Raw genomic sequence first — 14,890 nt, forward strand, 5'->3', positions numbered from 1 at the left:
TTGCCTTCGGCAAGCCGTTCCGGCTTATTTTTTCAATTAACGAGGAGGAATTCGTAACAATGACTCAACCACACTCCCTGTCACCCCAGCCGCTGCGCGCCGACATTGACGAGAACTATGTCGCCTCCGTGCTCATGGAATTGCTGAACACCCCGTCTCCGACGGGCTACACCCATCATGTCATGAAGCGGATTGAAGTCGAAGCCACGCAGCTTGGTTATTCCTTCGAGTTGACCCGCAAAGGCTGCGGCGTCATTCGCGTCCGGGGAACGAACCGTGACAGCGGCAAGGTGATCGGCTTGTCCGCCCACGTCGATACGTTGGGCGCCATGGTCCGATCGATTCATAGCGACGGCACGCTACGCCTCACATCCATAGGCGGATTCATGATGCAATCGATGGAGAATGAATATTGCCAAATTCATGCCCGCAGCGGCAAAGTCTATACAGGCACGATTATGAGCAATCATCCGTCTGTGCATGTATATTCCGATGCCCGCGACTACCGCCGCGAGGAAGCGAACATGATCGTGCGCATCGACGAGCCGGTGCATTCGAAGCAGGATACGGAGCAGCTCGGCATCCGCACCGGGGATTACGTATCGTTCGACGCCCGCCCGGTGCGGCTACCGAACGGCTATATCAAATCCCGCCATCTGGATGACAAAGCGAGCGTCTCCGCCTTGTTCGGCTTGCTGGAGAGCATGAAGCGCACAGGCTGGCAGCCTCTTCACGATACCGTCATCTTTATTACCAATTATGAAGAAATCGGCCATGGCGCTTCGTATATTCCCCAGGAAATAACCGAAATGATCGCCATCGACATGGGTTGCATCGGCGATGATCTCGCTTGCAAGGAAACCGACGTCTCGATCTGCGCCAAAGATTCGTCCGGCCCTTACGATTACATGATGACGAGCCGGCTGATTGCATTGGCTGAACGGGAAGGCATCGACTACGCCGTTGACGTCTATCCGCACTACGGTTCGGACGCATCCGCGGCCCTGCGCGGCGGCAATAATATCCGCGCCGCGCTCATCGGTCCGGGCGTGCATGCGTCCCATGCGATGGAGCGCACCCATTTGAAGGCCGTGCTGAATACGGCCCGGCTCGCCGCGGCGTATATTACAGAAGCATAACGGAAAGACAGGGGACGAAGGCTGCCGGCAGGCGTGCGCTCGCCCTGTCTTCGTTCGAGAGGACCTTGCTCCTTAAGCGCCGCCCGACTGTCGGGAAGAGTACGCGCAGATGGACATAAGAAAGCTCTATGAAGGAGGAATTGGCATGAAAGAACCATTCTCTGCCCTGGTCGTCGACAAGACCGCAGACGGCGAGGTCCATGCCGCCGTGGGGGAACAAACGCTTGCCGATCTGCCGGAAGGCAGCGTGACGATACGCGTCGCTTATTCGGGCGTCAACTTCAAGGATGCCCTCGCCTGCTCGGCGGACGGGCATATCGTCAAGACTTATCCGTTCGTGCCGGGCATCGATCTGTCCGGCATCGTCGCCGCGAGCGACGATTCGCGCTTCACGCCGGGACAGCGCGTTCTCGTCACCGGATATGAGCTCGGGGTGTCGCATTTCGGCGGACTGAGCGAATATGCACGGGTTCCCGGCGATTGGATCGTGCCGCTGCCGGAAGGGTTAAGCTTGCGCGATGCGATGGCTTTCGGCACGGCCGGCCTGACGGCGGCGATGGCCGTCGAGCGCCTGGAGCGGCACGGCTTGCGCCCTGGCGACGGACCGGTGCTCGTCACCGGCGCCAGCGGCGGCGTCGGCTCGCTGGCGATCGCCATGCTGGCGCAGCTTGGCTGCGAGGTCGTCGCAGCCAGCGGGAAGCCGGAGCTAAGCGATGCGCTCCGGCGCCTCGGAGCCGCCAGCGTCGTATCCCGCGACGACTGGCGGCCGGAACGCCCGCGCGCGCTGGACAAGCAGCGCTGGGCTGGCGTCGTGGACGTCTGCGGAGGCGGCATCCTGGCCGCCGCAGTCGCTTCCACGAAGTATGGCGGCGCCGTGGCCGCCACGGGCATGACGGCGGGCGGCGATTGGCCCGCCAGCGTATTTCCGTTCATTCTGCGGGGCATCACGCTCTACGGCATCGATTCCGTCTACGCGCGGCATGAGCTCCGGTTGAAGCTGTGGATCCGCATGGCCTCCGCTTGGCGCGATGCCGTCCGCTTCGATGGCTGGGTGCGGGAGCTCCGGCTGGAGGACGTGCCGGACTATGCGCGGATGATGAGAGAAGGCGGCATTTCCGGCCGCGCCATCGTCCGCCTGAGCGGAGACGAAGAATGAACGTGAATCCCCGGGCTAATGCTCATGGTTCGCGATTTTTCCGCAACAGCAACAGACCGAGCGAATCCCCCGCTCGGTCTGTTTTTCTATGTGTGTGCCATGGCTATGCCCGGCCTTGGTCCCGCTTGAACTGCTCCCACCGCTCGCGCAGCCTCCGGGCCACGTCGTCCAGCGGCTCCGCGAACGCGACGGCCGGCAGATTCACCGTCGCCTCAACCATGCCGCGATTGGCGCGAAGAAGCATGCGCTTCCAGGATGGAAGAGGAGCCAGCACGCGATCAGGCTTCCCGACCTTGATGCCGATGAAGCGTTGATTCATGAATGGGTAGACGTAAATATCGGTCACTTCCTCCCAATTCACTTCGCCCACGCCGCTGAGCGAGGCATTGTCCACGAACCCTTGTTCATGGAGGATAAGGGAAGGGCGCGGTGAGAGAATGCGCCACAGGGAATAGGCGAGCGTTACGGCGAAGAAGCAGGCGCAGATGGCCCCTACCGCGACCGCAAAGCCTTCCTCGGCATTCATGAGGAATATCCCTGCCGTGACGAACAACGCCGAGCCGAGCAGGATAGGCATCATTTTTCGCTTGCTCGGATACAACTTTTCGGCTCCCGAATGCGAATGCATCGCTTCCAATACACATGACCTCCCGCATAACGAAGCTATATTTATATACACCCCGGCTGGCGCTTTGTAACAGCCAATTCCGCGGGCAAGTCCCTCGCCTGGAAACATCCGGACACCTCCGGAGGCGTACGGAATGCACACCTGGACAAGGGCCCGGGAGCAACCGCAGCCAAGGCAAGGGTCGGTTGTCCGGAGCCGGAGCGGAGAGCATCTGCCTTCCCTTACTTCTGCTTTTCCGCCTCGATCTGTTCCGCGAGCTCGCTCAGATAAGTCCAGCGCTCCATCAAGGCTTCAAGCCGCTGCTGGGCCGCGCTTTCTTCCTTCATCAATTCCTGCAGCCGCGCCGAATCGCTGAATGCCAGCTCCATCTCCCGCTGGATCTGTTGAATGTGCTCCTCCGCCTCCATAATGTCGTCTTCAATCCGCTCATATTCGCGTTCTTCCTTATACGACATTTTTAGTCTCGGCTTCCGTTCCGGACGTTCCGATTTGCCTGCCGGGGCGGCTTCCGCCGGCGTCTGCGCCTTCGGCTTCGGCTCGCCGGCCTCCTTCCCGTGCCGCGACTTCCATTCCATATACTCGCTATAGTTCCCGACATGCTGGCGGATGGCGCCATCTTCGAACGACCAGATCCGTTCAGCGACGCGATCCAGGAAATAGCGATCATGAGAGACCGCGATCACCACGCCCGGGAACTCGTCCAAATAATCTTCCAGCACGGCAAGCGTCTGTACGTCCAGATCGTTCGTCGGCTCGTCGAGCAGCAGCACATTCGGCGCTTCCATCAGCATGCGAAGCAGCTGCAAGCGCCGCTTCTCTCCCCCGGAGAGCTTGCCGATCACCGTCCACTGCATCGCAGGCTCGAACAGGAACCGCTCCAGCATTTGCGCCGCTGTTATGGAATCGCCGTCGGCCGTGCGAACCGTCTCCGCCGCTTCGCGGATGTATTCAATCACCCGCATCGACTCGTCCATCTCGGCATGCTCCTGGGTGAAGAAGCCGATGCGGACCGTCGGCCCGAGCACAAGCGAACCGCCGTCCGGCTCGCGTTCGCCGGCCATGATGCGCAGCAGCGTCGACTTGCCGCTTCCATTCGGGCCGATGATGCCGATGCGGTCCTCCGGCACGGCGATATAGCTGAGCCCCTCGAACAGCGTCCGCTCCGCCAGCGTGGCCTTGAGGCCGTCTATCTCCATAATTTTTTTCCCGAGACGAGCGGAGGCTGCCGAGATGTCCACTTGCCCGTTCTGCCCCGGTCCCTCCTGCTTCTGCAGCGCCTCGAAGCGCTCAATCCGGGCCTTCTGCTTCGTCGTCCGCGCTCTCGCGCCGCGCCGGATCCAGGCCAGCTCCTGACGGAGCAGATTCTGGCGCTTGTCCTCCGACGCCGCTTCCCGCGCCTCGCGGTCTGCCTTGAGCTCCAGGAAGCGTGTATAATTGGCTTCATAGAAGAACGCCCGTCCCCGATCCAGCTCCACGATCCGGTTCGCTACCCGATCCAGGAAATAGCGGTCATGCGTAATCATCAGCAGCGCGCCGCTTCGCTTCTGCAGCATCGTCTCGAGCCAAGTGACCGTGTCGTTATCGATATGGTTCGTCGGCTCGTCAAGCAGAAGCAGATCCGCCGGATGGATCAGCGCCGCCGCGAGGGCGACGCGCTTGCGCTGCCCGCCGGACAATTCCCCCATCTTGGCTCCGAATTGGACTAGTCCAAGCCGGGACAGAATCGACTTCGCCTCGCTCTCCAACTGCCAGGCCTGAAGCCGATCCATATCATCGGTCGCCCGGATCAAGGCCGCCTGCGCCGCTTCATCTCCCGGCCGTTGGGCGGCCCGTTCCAGCGCTTCCGTATATACGCGCACCGCCGTCATGTCGGGAGCGTCTCCGCCCAGCACCTGATCCAGAATGGTCGCCTCCGGATCGAATTCAGGCTCCTGCGGCACGAAGCGGATCGTAATCCGGCTGCCGGACAGCACCTTTCCTTGCTCGGGCTGCTCCCAACCCGCGATTGTGCGCAGAAAGGTCGATTTCCCCGTCCCGTTGACGCCGATAATGCCGAAGCGATCCCCTTCCTCGATGCCGAAGGATACATCCCGGAACAGTATTTTGTCGCCATAGCTTTTGCCCAGCTCTTCTATCGTCATGATATGCATCTTGCGTCCCCCCATTCAGTCCTGCCTGCTTCCCCAGGCGGTCCGGCATGCCCCGCATGCCACAGCCAAAGGGGAGAACCGTCGGTTCTCCCCCGTAAATCACTTCGCCCAGCTTTTACCGCTTCTGCCCGTTCGGCGCGGTCTCTTCCCTCGCGAAGCCGTTCCCGGCCTCCCCGTCCGATGAAGCCGTCCCCGCCGCCGGGCAGCCGTGAATGAACAAATCGGCCACAAAGCGAATGCGCTGCTCCATATCCTGCTCGGTGAATTCCGGAGCGAACAGCATGTCCATCTTCATCATATCCAGCATCCCGGTATACGATTTCGCATGAAGGGCCGGCTCAGGCAGCTCGAAGCGCCGCATCAAGCCCGCTATCGCCTCGATATAGCGATGCATGAACTTGCACAATGCCTGCATCATATCGGGATCCTTGTTCGGCGACTTGAAGAACAGATTCGTGTACTGCCTCCGTCTGAAATAATAACGCAGATGGTGATCCGCGGCGAAGCGCAGCCCGTCCTCCAGCGAACCGGCCTGGTTCAAGCCGTAATCCAGCTCGCGCAAATATTGTTCGAAATCACGTACCGACATGGCCGTGAACAATTCTTCTTTGCTTTTAAAATAAATATATATCGTTCCCTTGGCGATGCCGGCCTTCTCGGCAATATCCGACATCTTCGTCTCATAGAAGCCATTGGCACCGAAAAGCTCATAGGCCGCATCCAAAATCAGATGCAGTTTATCGTTCTGCCCGTAACTCATCGGCACACCTCCTTCCAATCTGACGCAAGCCTCGCAATCCCGGCTGCTGATACGAATATATCACGAGATCGGCAAGTTGTCGATTTGGCTCCCTGGGGGCCATGCGCCGGCTTAGCCCCCGGCAAGCAACCAGAGAAGGCAGGAGACGGCCGCGCCGGAGCAAGAGCACAGCAGATTGACCCGATCGTTGTTGAGCCAGCGGCAGCCCCGCACGAGCTTCGTCGCGCTTCCGCAATGCGCGGTCCGTTCGGTGTCCGCCCCGCATTGGGGGCAGCGGTAGCCTGCCTGCAAGGTCGCGCCCAGCAGAGAATCGATCAGCGCCCCGGCCAAGCCGCCCACCGTCCCGGCAATCAGCAGGACGGCCAGCGAGCGGAAGGACGTCTCCGGCCCGGCCTGCAGCGGATCGAGCAGCAGGAGGACGGCCGCGGCCAAGCCGATAACGAAGGCGCCCGCCGCCGACGCCGACGTGCCAAGCAGAGACACGCCGCCGGAAGTTCCCGGCGGAACGGTCCGGCCGGTTACGATCGAGCGCGGCGGGCGGCGGCTTAGACTGCCGATCTCGGTCGCCCATGTATCGGCGTTCACCGAGGCCATCGCCCCGACGAAGAGGGCGACCCAAGCGGGATGGGGCGCGATAATATAGGCGAGGCAGAGGAGCAGGCCCAAGCCTCCATTGGCGAAGACCTGTCCGGCATCCCGGGTCCCTGACTTTTCATAATTATCCTCGAAGCGCCCCTTCGCTTTCTTCTTCCACTTGGACCACAGCGTCGACGTCACAAAAAAAGTAAGCAGCAACCCGAACCATACAAGCGCGCCGCTTCCGCAATAGATCGTTCCCATCACGATGGCCGCCGCGGCTCCGGATCCGGTTAATGACTGCTTCCGCCATGCGGCTCCGGCCACCAGCAGGCTCCCCAGCAGCCCGATAACCCACGGGCCCCAACCCGTATGCCATCCGATAGCTTCCTGTATCAATCGAATTCCTCCCAGCCCGCCGTCAATTCTGCGCCGCGATGACGCAGGAGCCCAGCCGTTCTCCGCCCCAGCTTAATTCCAGGCGATCCCCGGCCTGCACCGGGCCGACTCCTGCCGGCGTTCCCGTGAAGAGGAGATCACCTTCACCGAGCCCATAATGGCGGGCCGTATACTCGATCACCGTATCGAGAGTGAACAGCATCTCCTCCGCGCGCCCCTCCTGGACAAGGCGGCCGTTGTTATGCATCGCGAAGCTCGTCCGTTCCAGCGTCTCCGTGCCCGAAAAAGGGAGAAAACGCGTGACCGGGGCCGAGTTCAGCACGCCTTTGGCGGCCAACCACGGATGACCCTTCTTCTTCAAAACGTCCTGCACGTCGCGCAGCGTAAAATCAATCCCAAGGGCAAAGGCGTCGACCGCTTCCGCAGCCGTCATGCCCGGCTCGACCCGGCGGCCGATGCGAAGCACCAGCTCCACTTCGTGATGAACCGCCCCCCGTTCGAGCGGGAGCGGGAGCGCCGTCTCCGCATCAATCGTTATCACCGCATGGGAAGGCTTCAAAAATACCATTGGCTGCTCGGGAACCGCATTGCCCAATTCGGCCGCATGCAGCCGATAGTTGCGCCCGATGCAATAGACATTGCGCGCTTGGCGCCCGTCGCTCATCCGTCCTCTATGATCGCTCATCGTTCATCTCTCCCTTTGAATCTATGGTTAGCCGGCCATCCGTGCGCCGCCGGCTCACTTCTTCCGATGCTTCACGCGTCCCTCCGCGTCGATGGATACCTGCTCCGATATGTTCTCCAGCCGCTGCAGCACCGCCTGCCCTGCTTCCCCGTCAAGCGGAACGGCTTGCCCCAGTTCGGTATAGAACGGAACGACGGTCAGATCGCATTGGCCCTGCTTCGTGCATTCCGCCTGCAAAATGGCGGTCTCCCACGTTATGGGCTGCACGGCCCGCGTAAAAATAAAGTTGCCCAGGCTGTAGGCGATCCATTTGCCTTTGTACTGCTCCAGGCCTTGTAGGACGTGGGGATGTCCGCCCACGATCAGGTCGGCCCCCGCATCAATGTAGAGGCGGGCCAGCTCCCGCTGATAATCCACCGGGAAATCCACCTTCTCCTTCCCCCAATGCGCAATCACGACGACGACATCGGCCTGCTCCTTCGCGCTCGCGACCGCCTTCGCCGCTTTCTCCTTCATTCCTTCATAGGTCGTCGCCAGCCCCGGCTTGTTCTTGCCCGCATACCAGCTCACTTCCGGAACGACACGGGTAAAGCCGAGGAAGGCGAGCTTGATGCCCTGGCTCTCGAGCATAACCGGCGCGAAGGCTTCCTCCGCATCATGCCCCGCCCCGACGTAAGGAAGATGAACTTCCTTCAGCGCGGCGAACGTATCCAGCAGCCCTTCTTCCCCTTGATCCATCGAATGGTTGTTGGCGAGGTTAACGAGGTCAATGCCCGCCTCGATCATCGCCTGCGCCATCCGCGGGGATGACTTGTAGACGAATTCCTTGTCCTTCGCCGGGACGCCCCGGACCGTCAGCGGCGTCTCCAGATTCACCGCGGCGATATCCGCTTCCTGGAACCACCTCTTGGCGTGCACAAAAGGAAAGTCATATCCATGCTCCTTCACGACTTCCTCCACGCGTCCAGCCGTCATCACGTCGCCGGCGAAGGCAAGCCGGACGCGCGGCTCCTCCTCCGGCCCGCTCCCCGGAAGCGGCGCACCCTGATCGGTCTGGTCCGTATCGCCGTCCGCCGCTTGACTGTCGGCAGGGCCGGGAGACTCGCCTTCCGGCTCACCCGCCGGGAGCCCGCTGGCCGGCTTCTCCTGCGCCGGCGCTTCCCCTTCGGGAGAAGCAGCCGGCGGCTGGGGCCATTCCGCTTGTTCGCCGGACAATAATCCCTGCTGCCAGCCGGCATAGGCCGTTCCGGCCACGATGACCGCCAGCAAAATATTCAGGACAAGCAGCGGGCGGCGGCGCCGCCTTCGCGCCCGCCCTTCCCGCAACTTCCGCGATTGTCTCAATGTTCCGCCCCTTCCGCCCGATTTTTGCAAATATGTCTCATTATAACGCGTTCCCGCCCTTTTTTTCCAATCGCACCATCAAGCATACATTACGCGCTGGTCATTCCCCCAGGCGGCAGCCAGCCCGATGCCACCCTCCGCTTGCCAGTTCGCGGCGAGTAGTCCGCCTTCAATTCAACCGTTCTCTTGACCCCCAACCGCCGAAGGAATATAGCCCAAGACACGCCAAAAAGCCGCGCTTCCGCGCGGCTACTCTATTGGCCATCTGTCCAGTTCCATCTCATTCAACGGGTCTGATTACCCTGCGGTACCGGTCGCGGCGTCATTGGCCGGCGCTTCGGTGCTCGCACTTATGGCTTGCAGGGCGCTGACCGCGGCTTCCGCCGCATCGCGGCCGCTGCGAACGCAATCGGGCATGCCGACCCCTTCGTACGGCTGTCCGGCAAGGAATACGCCCGGCAGCACGCGCCCCACCTCGTCCCTCAGCGAACGGATCTCCTGCACATGTCCGACCGGATACTGGGGCATCGAGTGGCGGAGGCGCGTAATCTCGACGAACTCCGGGTCGATATCGATATCAAGCAGTTCCCGAAGCTCGCTGCGCACCGTGCGCTTGAGCGCCTCATCCGGCCAATCGACCCGCTCCTCGTCTCCGGCCCGGCCAATATAGCAGCGGATGATCAGCTTGTCCCCGCGGCTCGTATGCGGCCACTTCACCGAGGTCCACGTGCAGGCGGTAATCGCCCGGCCCTCCCGGCGCGAGATGACGAACCCCGTGCCGTCGAACTTATTCTTGACCTGCTTGCGATCGAACACGCTGACGACGTTCGCGACCGATACATGACGGATTGCCTTCAAGGCGCTCGCGTCGACATGCTCCTCAAGCAAGGAAGCCGCATGATACGAAGGGGTGGTCACGATGACCGCATCCGCCTCCAGGCTGCTTCCATCCCCCAGACGGACCCGATATTTGCCGTCTTCCCGCTTCTCCAGTCCTTCCGCAGCGACGCCGAGGCGCAGATCGGCCCGTTCCCGCAGCGTCTCCTCCAGCCGTTCGACGAGCGAGGTCAAGCCATTGCGGAAGGTCAGGAACATCGTTCCTTTGGCGACATCCGGCAGCCCCGGAACCGATTGGCCCGCTTGGCGGCTCGCTTTCATTCCGCGTATCAGGCCGCCGTGCTGGCGCTCCACCTGCGCGAATTGGGGGAAGGTCGCTTGCAGGCTCAGTGCCTGCAGATCTCCGGCATAAATGCCGGCCAATAGCGGCTCGGCGATGTGCTCCGTCACTTCCCGTCCGAGACGTCTGTCCAGGAACGCGCCGACGGATTCATCGTCCTCCGACGGACGCGGCTTGATGAACAGATCCATAGCCGCGCGAAGCTTCCCCCACGGTGAGATGAGCCCGCTCTTCGCGAACGGCCCCAGCTCCGTCGGAATGCCGAGCACGAGGCCGGGCGGCATCCGGTACAGCTTGCCCCGGCGCAATATATAGGTTTTTTTGGCATGCGGATTCGTGGCGACCAATTCGGATTCCATCCCAAGGTCACGCGCCAAATCAATCATCGGCAGCTTCCGGGCGAGGAAGGAGTCCGGCCCTTTCTCAATGACGCACCCTTCCTTCCGCAGGGTCTCAATCTTCCCGCCGAGACGGTCCGATTGCTCTATGACGGCAACGGAGACGGGCTGGCCCTCTTCATCCGCCTGCTTCAGCGCGTAGAACGCCGCGCTCAATCCCGTAATTCCTCCACCGATAACGACAAGTTTCCGCAGAGCATTCATGTTGTTACCTTCTTTCTAGTTACTCGCTTCCGACATCGCCTTCATCGTAACGTCGGCCAATGTCGCCATATACTTCGGATCATCGTTCAGCATGCGAATGCGCTTGAAGCGGATGCCCAGACGCTCGGCCTCCTGCACCGCCTCGATATCGAGATCATACAGCACTTCCAGATGATCGGATACGAATCCAATCGGCGCCGACAGCACCCAACGAATGCCTTCCTGATGGACCGCGGCGAGCGTATCCAAAATATCCGGCCCCAGCCAAGGCGTTGCCGTCCGGCCCGCGCTCTGCCAGGTGAATCTCCACTGCTCTTCCTTCAGCCCGCAGCGCTCGGCTATCGCGGCCGATGTGGCGTTCAATTCATCCACATACGGGTCGTTCATCTCCAGGATACGGGCAGGCAGGCTGTGAGCGCTGAACAACACCTGGATCTCATGCCGCTCAGCCCCTTCGGCGACGAAAGCGTCCAGCTGCTCATCCACCCGCCCGGTCAACGCATCCAGCAGATCGGGGTGAAGATGATAGCTGTTAACGCAGCGAAGCTCAATCCCGTGCTTCGCCGCCGCTTCCTTCGCCCGCGCATTATAGCCGCCGACGCTCATCGCGGAATAATGCGGCGCCAGCACCACGGACACGGCTTCCTTGATGCCGTCCGCGGCCATGGCCTCGACGCCGTCCTCAATATACGGCTGCGCATGCTTCAGGCCTTGGTAGCACACATACTGAACTTCCGTGCCTTCGGTCCGGCGGTTCAGCGTCTCCTGCAGCGCTTCAACTTGGCGGTTCGTATGCTCCCGCAGCGGGAACACGCCCCCGACAATCGCTTCATACCGATCCGTAAGTTCCTTCAACTGCTCCTCGGAAGGCGGGTTGCCCCGCCGGATATGCGTGTAATAAGGCTCGATTTCTTCGAGGCTGCGGGGGGTTCCATAGGACATCACCAGCACGCCGATTTTACGCTTGGACACTCGCGTCCCTCCATTCCGTCTCGTTCTCGTTACATCCTGTTTCTTATTTCTTCGCCAGCAATCGACTGGAATATTCATGCACGAACTCGGTCAGCTGCCGCAATTTGTCCAGCGAAACTTCCGGGAAGAGCCCGTGGCCGAGGTTGAAAATATAGCCCGGCTCCTGAATTCCCTGCTCTATGATATGGGCGGCTTCCCGTTCGATGACGCTCATCGGCCCCGTCAGCACATAAGGGTCCAGATTGCCCTGGACGGCGAACCGGCCGTTCAACCGGCGGCGTCCTTCCGTGACGGATATCCGCCAGTCCAACCCGATTACATCCGCCTTCAGATCGCGGAGGACCGGAAGCAATTCGCCGGAGCTGACGCCGGGGAAATATATTTTCGGGACGTCCAGCTCGGACAGTTCCGCAAAAATGCGCTTCATCGTCGGCAGCACGTACCGTTCGAAATCGCGCGGAGACAAGGAACCGACCCAACTGTCGAACAATTGGAACGCTTTGGCCCCATTCGCCACCTGGGAACGCACATAGGCGATCACCATGTCTCCCAGCTTGTCCATCAAGGCATGCCATACGTCAGGAGTCTCGTACATCATCGTTTTTGTAAGAATATAATTTTTGGAAGGCCGGCCCTCGATCAAATAGCTCGCAATCGTGAACGGGGAGCCCGCGAACGTGATGAGCGGAACCTTCAGCTCCCGGTCAAGGATGCGAATGGTCTCGAGAATATGGCCCAGATCGCCTTCCGGATCGACCGGTCTCAGGCGCTCGACGTCGGCCGCGCTTCGTATCGGATTGTGAATAACCGGTCCCACATTGGCTACGATATCGAAGTCGATCCCCATCGAAGCGACCGGATTCATAATATCGGAATAGAGAATCGCCGCATCCACGCCAAGCTTGCGGACGGGCATCATTGTAACTTCAGCGGCCAGCTCGGGCCGACGGCATATTTCAAGCAGACTGTATTTCTCTTTAATCTTGCGATAGTCGGGATCATAACGCCCGGCCTGCCGCATGTACCATACCGGCACGCGGTCTGTTTGTTCCTGTCGACACGCTTTCAGAAAACGATCATTATAAGTCATTCGTATACCCCGCTTTGACGGTATTGTGCTTATAGACAAGTCGTCCGTTATTGGACACGCACTTTTTTATAGCTAACGCTTCCATTATGCCCCTTTTCCCTGCTTCTCACAACCTCGCCGATCCGGTTAGCTATGACAATCTGTTGACAAAAAACGTTCGCATATGATGATTTTTCGACAATTTCCCCACACAACCTGTAAATCTCGTTAACACGCGATTTCACACTCGTCTTGGAATCTAGCGGAGACGAGACGCGCTTCGCGTTCGCGCTGTTAACCGCAGAACGTATTTGGCTTATCTGGTCAGCGGAGCCGCTGCGCTTGCCGCCGTCCCGGCGGGGCTGGGGAGCTTCACAGGGACTGCGGGAGCCCGGACGCTCAGCGAATTCAAGCTGGCGACGCGCTCCTCCTGACGCCGACTGTGACAAAGAAGCCGAGCCTGTTCAAGGAGCCGCTTCGCAAGCCTCATCCGTAACCTTTCGGGACCCTGAATCAAGCCGGCCGCATCTGCGCAGCCTGTCTGTGACCATGCCGGTTTGGTTTGCGCTGCCGGATCTCCGGACTTTGCCTCTCCCGGGCCTCTTCTCCCCTTGCGTGAAATGACCAGACATTGCATAACCTATCCTGACTTGCTATCAACGGCATCCCTGCATCCATATCCCGGTTTTCATATGACAATTGATATATATCTATATGGTATAATAGAACCCGTTGCTGAACATTGTACGGACCGTGACAGAAAGTGGTGAGCATCTTATGCAGCAATGGAAACTGAATCTGATTATTCTCTGGTTCGGATCTTTTTTGGTCATGTCAGGCATGACCATGGTTACGCCGTTCTTGGCGCTGTATTTGCAGCATGATATCGGGTTAAGCGATCCGCATCAAATTGCGATCTGGACGGGACTTATTTTTGCGGCGAATTTTTTGACCTCATTCATTTTTCAGCCGATCTGGGGCAAGTTCGCCGATAAGTACGGCCGCAAAGTCATGATTATCCGTTCCGGCTTAGGGATGGCCATCGTGACGGTATTAATGGGCTTCGCGCAGACGCCGATGCATCTGCTGCTGCTTCGCCTGCTGAATGGAACCATCTCGGGCTTCAACCCGGCCGCGGTCGCGCTCGTATCGTCGACCACGCCGCGTGAACGGACCGGCTTCGCGATGGGGATCCTGCAGTCCGGCGTCGTCGCCGGCACGATTCTCGGTCCGCTTATCGGCGGGGGGCTGGCGGACTGGGTCGGCTATCGGCCGATTTTCTATATTACCGGAACTCTGCTGTTCCTGGCCACGATGCTGACGCTATTCATGGTGAAGGAATCGTTCGACCGTGAAAAAGCGGCGGAAGAGCCCCAAATCTCGGTTCTCGCCGGCTTCAAACAATTGTCCGGCATTCCGCAGCTGCTGTCCCTGTTCGCGGTAACCTTCCTGCTTCAATTCGCCATGCTGAGCCCGATGTCGCTGCTTCCGCTGTATGTGCAGGACCTTCATGGCTCGACGCAAAATCTGGCGTTTCTCGCCGGACTCGTCAGCGCGGTCACCGGCCTGTCCAACATGATATGTTCCCCGATACTCGGGAAAATGAGCGACAAGTACGGATCGCACCGGATATTGACCGTCTGTCTGATCGGAGCTGCGCTAACCTTGATTCCTCAGGCCTTCGTCGGCACGGTATGGCAGCTGCTTATCGTCCGCTTCCTGCTCGGAATCTTTATGGGCGGCCTGCTCCCGTCGGTCAATTCGCTGATTCGGAAATATACGCCGGATGGCATGGAGAGCCGGGCCTACAGCTTCAATACGAGCACGCTCGCCCTCGGCAATATGATCGGTCCCGTATTCGGGGGAGCGATGTCCGGACTTATCGGCATTCAAGGCATTTTTATCATCTCCGGCATTTTGCTGCTCGTGAACACGGCATGGGCCCGTTACTCCTTATACGGGAGAAGAAGAACGAGTCATTGACATAATTACTGCCTTCAGCAGGGTTTTTGTTTGCTTGCATCACGCATCTCGGGCGGACAGACGGCTGCCGTCTGCCGCCTTGAAGATGTGCCTATCCCCCCTCCGCATACTTCCGCCCCTGCCACCAAGCGCTAACGTTATAAAGACAACCATTGGATGAGAATATATAATTTTTGCAAAAAAGGCTTGATCTGAAAAGCATTTCATCCGGTACAGTATGAACATAGCCGCCAAGCGGCCGGCGTTACCT

Annotated in this window: 13 protein-coding genes; 4 read left to right on the top strand and 9 right to left on the bottom strand. The window is 59.9% G+C overall.

The window, feature by feature from the left end:
- The first annotated feature begins 59 nt into the window (after window positions 1-59).
- Window positions 60-1,139 (top strand): M42 family metallopeptidase, encoded by a 1,080-nt coding sequence (locus tag L6439_RS19440; RefSeq protein ID WP_213469523.1) that lies wholly within the window; start codon window positions 60-62, stop codon window positions 1,137-1,139.
- Window positions 1,140-1,284: 145 nt separating this feature from the next.
- Window positions 1,285-2,295, top strand: coding sequence for an acrylyl-CoA reductase family protein (locus L6439_RS19445; protein WP_213469524.1), 1,011 nt, complete (start codon window positions 1,285-1,287; stop codon window positions 2,293-2,295).
- Window positions 2,296-2,398: 103 nt separating this feature from the next.
- On the opposite strand, the gene L6439_RS19450 is transcribed toward L6439_RS19445, so the two are convergent.
- The 9 genes from L6439_RS19450 to hemE all read right to left on the bottom strand — a co-directional run bounded on the left by L6439_RS19450 (window position 2,399) and on the right by hemE (window position 12,678).
- A complete protein-coding gene (locus tag L6439_RS19450; RefSeq protein WP_283771203.1) occupies window positions 2,399-2,923 on the bottom strand; it encodes an STM3941 family protein in 525 nt (174 codons plus the stop codon).
- Between the two features lie 221 nt (window positions 2,924-3,144).
- Window positions 3,145-5,073: an ABC-F family ATP-binding cassette domain-containing protein gene (locus L6439_RS19455; protein ID WP_213469526.1), complete on the bottom strand. Its 1,929-nt coding sequence runs from the start codon at window positions 5,071-5,073 to the stop codon at window positions 3,145-3,147.
- Window positions 5,074-5,188: 115 nt separating this feature from the next.
- Window positions 5,189-5,833, bottom strand: a complete 645-nt coding sequence (locus tag L6439_RS19460) for a TetR/AcrR family transcriptional regulator (protein ID WP_213469527.1) — start codon at window positions 5,831-5,833, stop codon at window positions 5,189-5,191.
- Window positions 5,834-5,944: 111 nt separating this feature from the next.
- Entirely contained in the window at window positions 5,945-6,808 is an 864-nt protein-coding gene (locus L6439_RS19465) for a DUF92 domain-containing protein (RefSeq protein WP_213469528.1), read from the bottom strand.
- A gap of 22 nt (window positions 6,809-6,830) precedes the next feature.
- Window positions 6,831-7,493 (bottom strand): fumarylacetoacetate hydrolase family protein, encoded by a 663-nt coding sequence (locus tag L6439_RS19470; RefSeq protein ID WP_237096547.1) that lies wholly within the window; start codon window positions 7,491-7,493, stop codon window positions 6,831-6,833.
- 54 nt (window positions 7,494-7,547) lie between these two features.
- Window positions 7,548-8,837, bottom strand: coding sequence for a CapA family protein (locus tag L6439_RS19475; protein ID WP_237096548.1), 1,290 nt, complete (start codon window positions 8,835-8,837; stop codon window positions 7,548-7,550).
- Between the two features lie 297 nt (window positions 8,838-9,134).
- A complete protein-coding gene (gene hemG, locus L6439_RS19480; protein WP_168180761.1) occupies window positions 9,135-10,616 on the bottom strand; it encodes a protoporphyrinogen oxidase in 1,482 nt (493 codons plus the stop codon).
- A gap of 15 nt (window positions 10,617-10,631) precedes the next feature.
- A complete protein-coding gene (hemH, locus tag L6439_RS19485) occupies window positions 10,632-11,558 on the bottom strand; it encodes a ferrochelatase (protein WP_237096939.1) in 927 nt (308 codons plus the stop codon).
- 73 nt (window positions 11,559-11,631) lie between these two features.
- Window positions 11,632-12,678: a uroporphyrinogen decarboxylase gene (gene hemE, locus L6439_RS19490; protein ID WP_168180757.1), complete on the bottom strand. Its 1,047-nt coding sequence runs from the start codon at window positions 12,676-12,678 to the stop codon at window positions 11,632-11,634.
- 290 nt (window positions 12,679-12,968) lie between these two features.
- On the opposite strand from hemE, the gene L6439_RS29365 reads away from it, so the two are divergent.
- Both L6439_RS29365 and L6439_RS19495 read left to right on the top strand, forming a co-directional pair.
- Complete coding sequence (locus L6439_RS29365; RefSeq protein ID WP_269155947.1) at window positions 12,969-13,091, top strand: hypothetical protein; 123 nt, start codon at window positions 12,969-12,971, stop codon at window positions 13,089-13,091.
- A gap of 343 nt (window positions 13,092-13,434) precedes the next feature.
- Window positions 13,435-14,640: an MFS transporter gene (locus tag L6439_RS19495; RefSeq protein ID WP_168180755.1), complete on the top strand. Its 1,206-nt coding sequence runs from the start codon at window positions 13,435-13,437 to the stop codon at window positions 14,638-14,640.
- Window positions 14,641-14,890 lie beyond the last annotated feature (250 nt).

It is taken from the genome of Paenibacillus dendritiformis, assembly GCF_021654795.1.
Taxonomy (GTDB): domain Bacteria; phylum Bacillota; class Bacilli; order Paenibacillales; family Paenibacillaceae; genus Paenibacillus_B.